Here is a 1,656-nt window from a genome sequence, read left to right as displayed (position 1 = left end):
GGCGGACGGAGGGTGAACAGGACCTTGCGAAGGTCAACAGACGGTTGCGAAAAGTCCTTGTGGCACAGGCTTAATCCGCAATTCACTGTCTTAAATTCATGATCTCTTTATTCTCTTATTTAAGCCGATCTTCAAACGAGCCCCTTAAGTTGCACCTATCGGACGGGACACAAGTTTCGTCGAATAAGTGTCGATAAAAACGACAACAGGGGAAGTGTCATGATGAAAGCCGTCGCAACTGCGGCAGATACCGCAGAGCGCGTCTCCGGCCAGCAGGGTTCGGTGCAGTCGCTCTATCTGGAAGCTCTGACTCTGGTGGAGCGGCTGCATCGCCGGCTCCTCGACGTCATCAAGGACGAGTTCGATCGTCGCGGTCGCGCCGACATCAACTCGGTGCAGGCGCTCCTGCTCTACAACATCGGCGACAAGGAGCTGACCGCCGGCGAGCTGCGCACGCGCGGCTACTATCTCGGCTCCAACGTCTCCTACAATCTGAAGAAGCTCGTCGAGCTCGGCTTCCTCGATCATCAGCGTTCGCGCGTTGATCGCCGCTCGGTGCGCATCCGCCTGACCCCGCAGGGCCAGGAAGTCCGCCGCATCGTCGACGCGCTCTACCAGAAGCACGTCAAGACGGTCGAGCAGGTCGGCGGCATCTCGGGCGAGGAGTTCTCGACCCTCAACAAGTCGCTGCACCGTCTCGAGCGGTTCTGGACCGACCAGATCCTGTACCGCCTCTGAGTTCCAAGGGATCAAGGCCAAGCCGGCCCGACAACAAGACCGGCAAGCCTCCCGAACGTGCCTGACTTCCCCAAGCGCATCGGCCCGGCTTTGCCCGGACCGGTGCGTTTTGACGTTTTGCACTGCGAAAAAATCCCCGCGAGCACGGAACCAGATCGCCGCATTGCAGTTAGCCCTCTGGATCGGAGGATGCCATGTTGGGCGGGCACGGGGTGCAGGCAATGAACGTCGAGCTCGTGAGCGATGCCTATGCGATCGCGGCGAACTACCTCCGCCGCTCCGGTGCGATCCCCGACACGCTCGTCACCAACGAACGCCTGCTCGAGATCATCGTGAAGCTGCTCCAGCACGGCGAATTCAACAAGATCAGGCTCGCGAACAAGGCGATCCTCCGGTTCGAGACGCAGTCCGAGGCCCGCGCGGTTGCCTGATCAAGATTACCGAAATCCGGAAGAACCAGAGGGTGCAATGGAAGCTGCCATCGACCGCATTATGAAGACCTATGACCTGCTCGCCAATCGTACGGCGGCGGCCAGCGAGGAGGCACGCGCAAAGGTGACGAACTACCTCAACACGCTGGTGGAAGCGGGCGAGAAGGACCCGCACAGGTTGACGGTCTGCGGCCTCACCTATCTGCGCCAGCTCGACGGCAGCGTGGACCCGGTCAAGGCGGGGTATACGGGACTTTAGGGGGGGGCCTCGGGACCGACCTTGGGACAGGTTTAAGGTCCGAAACGGCCCCTTCACGATGGCCGGTGCGCGGGCGGCTCCGCCAGAGCTGATCGTGCGCTCCAATCTTCAATCCCCCACCATATCTTGCATAAATATCAGGCCCGACCCGCAAATGCTTGGCCGGGGACGGGTGATGTGGTAGATCGCGCGTGCTTCCGATCGCCACACCAGACCCGCCCGTAGCCC

The 1,656-nt window shown here is 60.9% G+C and carries 3 protein-coding genes; all 3 read left to right on the top strand.

The genetic code is table 11. The features are described 5' to 3' along the window. Positions 1-219 precede the first annotated feature (219 nt). The 3 genes from ldtR to A5906_RS19595 all read left to right on the top strand — a co-directional run bounded on the left by ldtR (position 220) and on the right by A5906_RS19595 (position 1,428). Positions 220-738 carry a transcriptional regulator LdtR gene (gene ldtR / locus A5906_RS19605; protein WP_018320040.1) on the top strand — a complete coding sequence of 173 codons (519 nt, stop codon included), beginning with the start codon at positions 220-222 and terminating at the stop codon, positions 736-738. A gap of 194 nt (positions 739-932) precedes the next feature. Further along, positions 933-1,169 carry a hypothetical protein gene (locus tag A5906_RS19600; RefSeq protein ID WP_080137005.1) on the top strand — a complete coding sequence of 79 codons (237 nt, stop codon included), beginning with the start codon at positions 933-935 and terminating at the stop codon, positions 1,167-1,169. A gap of 37 nt (positions 1,170-1,206) precedes the next feature. After that, on the top strand, positions 1,207-1,428 hold the full coding sequence (locus A5906_RS19595) for a hypothetical protein (protein WP_080137004.1): 222 nt from the start codon (positions 1,207-1,209) through the stop codon (positions 1,426-1,428). Positions 1,429-1,656: the final 228 nt, after the last annotated feature.

This window comes from Bradyrhizobium sacchari, assembly GCF_002068095.1.
Taxonomy (GTDB): Bacteria; Pseudomonadota; Alphaproteobacteria; order Rhizobiales; family Xanthobacteraceae; genus Bradyrhizobium; species Bradyrhizobium sacchari.
The sequence above is the reverse complement of the archived record's forward strand: the minus strand, read 5'-3'. Positions and strand labels throughout refer to the sequence as shown.

What these genes read in the sequence shown, in the direction of transcription:
- ldtR (WP_018320040.1), top strand. Translation starts at nt 220, where the DNA reads ATGATGAAAGCCGTCGCAACTGCGGCAGATACCGCAGAGCGCGTCTCC.
- A5906_RS19600 (WP_080137005.1), top strand. Translation starts at nt 933, where the DNA reads ATGTTGGGCGGGCACGGGGTGCAGGCAATGAACGTCGAGCTCGTGAGC.
- A5906_RS19595 (WP_080137004.1), top strand. Translation starts at nt 1,207, where the DNA reads ATGGAAGCTGCCATCGACCGCATTATGAAGACCTATGACCTGCTCGCC.